At 49.4% G+C, this 2,093-nt stretch carries 3 protein-coding genes; all 3 read right to left on the bottom strand.

What is annotated here, in order from left to right; translation table 11 throughout:
* Positions 1-50 precede the first annotated feature (50 nt).
* From KMAL_RS16515 to KMAL_RS16505, 3 genes are read right to left on the bottom strand one after another with little or no spacing between them, the layout of a single operon-like run.
* Positions 51-953: a replication initiator protein A gene (locus KMAL_RS16515; protein ID WP_208624793.1), complete on the bottom strand. Its 903-nt coding sequence runs from the start codon at positions 951-953 to the stop codon at positions 51-53.
* Positions 950-1,270: a hypothetical protein gene (locus tag KMAL_RS16510; RefSeq protein WP_202795770.1), complete on the bottom strand. Its 321-nt coding sequence runs from the start codon at positions 1,268-1,270 to the stop codon at positions 950-952. Before KMAL_RS16510 ends, KMAL_RS16515 begins: the two co-directional genes overlap by 4 nt.
* Entirely contained in the window at positions 1,267-1,920 is a 654-nt protein-coding gene (locus KMAL_RS16505) for a ParA family protein (protein WP_062247395.1), read from the bottom strand. Before KMAL_RS16505 ends, KMAL_RS16510 begins: the two co-directional genes overlap by 4 nt.
* Positions 1,921-2,093 lie beyond the last annotated feature (173 nt).

The raw sequence follows: 2,093 nt of genomic DNA, 5'->3' as shown, positions 1-2,093 counted from the left end.
GCCATCTGGTCCGGGGTTAACCCCGGACCAGATGGCCAACAGCAACGCCGTCAGAAGGGCGGCATAACAACAACCGGGTATAGCTTATCAAGCCCGCAAAACTGTCCGAACGGACGGGACCACCTCATACCTCGCAACTGAAACATCACTGCCGGTGTGCCTTCAACAGTCTGAGTCAACGACATGGTGTAATCAGGAAGTTGGTCTGCTTCGATGATCTTCCGTAGCATACGATTAAATTCTTTAGGCTGCGCATCGCTACCTGTTTTTTCATGCAGCACCTCGACACGGCATATCCACCCACCTCTCTGCTGACCAGCATGTTTACGTGCGATCCGATAGAGGGCCCGCTCTAATCCACCAGATAAAAGAAAATAATCCTGATGCATTGTCAGCAAGGATCGCTCACTTACAATGCCTTCATAAACCCAGTTTGATAGGGTGATCGTCATTCCACGCGGCTGATCTGTGTCTGGATCTACTTCCAGCGTCCATCCATCCAGCCATCCAAACTGAGCCTCATTACGGCGCTTAGGTGCCCGTAATGATGTACGGATGGATGTTGTTTCTAGACGCGAAAGAGCAGCTTGCAATTCCTGATAAGCACGTCCCCCTGTTCCCCGTCGAATGCCGCGCAACAAATCATAGGTTGTTGTTGTAAGCGTTCGCGGAAGATCATTGATCCCCTGCTCTTTCATCCGATTTAATACGGAAGCAGCCCACACAAGAATGTCGGCATCCCATATTGTCGCCATGCCATAAGCTGGCATGGCTTCAACTTTCACCCATGCTTCGCCATTTGGACTGCGATATTCAATTGGCTTAAGACGTTTACGTTTCTGAAGTGAGAAAAATGGCCGCTCCATCACTTCCCGCTGATCTTTCAACGGAAGATCATTCATTAACGGAATAAAAAAGTCGAACTCGGGGTTCGGATCACGCCGTTTACTCATGGTGCAAACCTAGTATGCCCTCGCTGCACCAGATATTGGCGCAATAAACGCTCGGTAATGACCGTCAAAGGTTCTCCACCTTCCTCTACACTCAGTTGACGGAGTGTACGGTGCATATCCTCTGGGATATGGATCAAAACCGGTTTTTTGCCAGGATGACTATTTTTCTTGCGTGGCGAAGGTGCGTTCCCATCAAGAGGTGATCGGATAGTAGCCTCTTTAGGCACATTTTCCGCTACAACCGTCGGAGATATAGGGGCACTTTCTTCCTCAAAAATGCCGGCTAATGCCGATGCTTTCTTGGGTTTCACCATCATACTATCTCGCTTAATGGTTTATTCGCATAACCGCTTAGTCGCTTAGCCTCAGCATAAGCAGAGCGTAGTTCAGCTGCGGCCTTACCATCTGGATCCAATTCGGCAGCGGTTTTCCCAATCGGTGTTGCTCTATAAAAATCCTTACGAAAATGAAGTTCTGTATCGAACATAGTGACGCCTTTAGCGATGAAGCCCGCTCGAGCATCTTTCCCTTCTGAACCTTGGTAAGGAACCTGGGTGAGGATCACAGCAAAAGGTGTTCCTGCTTGCTGAACCTGCTTTATGGTTTGCAGCACAGAATGAACATCCAACCCACGCGGAGCGACTGGGATCACTACAAAGTCAGCTTGTTCTGCCGCCAACATAGCAATGTCTTTTGAGTTTGCTGGCGTATCAATGATGATGAGATCCAGCTTTCCACTCTTACGTCCTCGCGAAACATGCAAAGGCAATCCTGCGACACTGCTATCTTTCACCATTACGTCATCAGCCTCTCGTCTCTCAGACCAATAGAGAGCTGATCCTTGCCGATCGTCAGCATCAAGAATCACAACCGCTGCGCCTTCACTGGCGGCTTCGACAGCAAAAGCCGTTGCAATCGTCGTTTTCGACTGCCCACCTTTCTGCGCAATCACGGCCCAAGTCTGCATGATGCCTCCTACTAAGCGACTATGCTTTTTATATAGCTTATTCGTTTAGGGCCTGTTAGATCTTGAATTTCTTCCCATATTGTAGGGATGGAAGAAGGAGACAGAACAGGCACCTTTACGGACGAGACATGGGCGATCTGGGAACCTCTGATTGAGGAGGTTCGCCCGAGGGG

The sequence above is a fragment of the Novacetimonas maltaceti genome (assembly GCF_002906255.1).
Taxonomy (GTDB): Bacteria; Pseudomonadota; Alphaproteobacteria; order Acetobacterales; family Acetobacteraceae; genus Novacetimonas; species Novacetimonas maltaceti.
The sequence above is the reverse complement of the archived record's forward strand: the minus strand, read 5'-3'. Positions and strand labels throughout refer to the sequence as shown.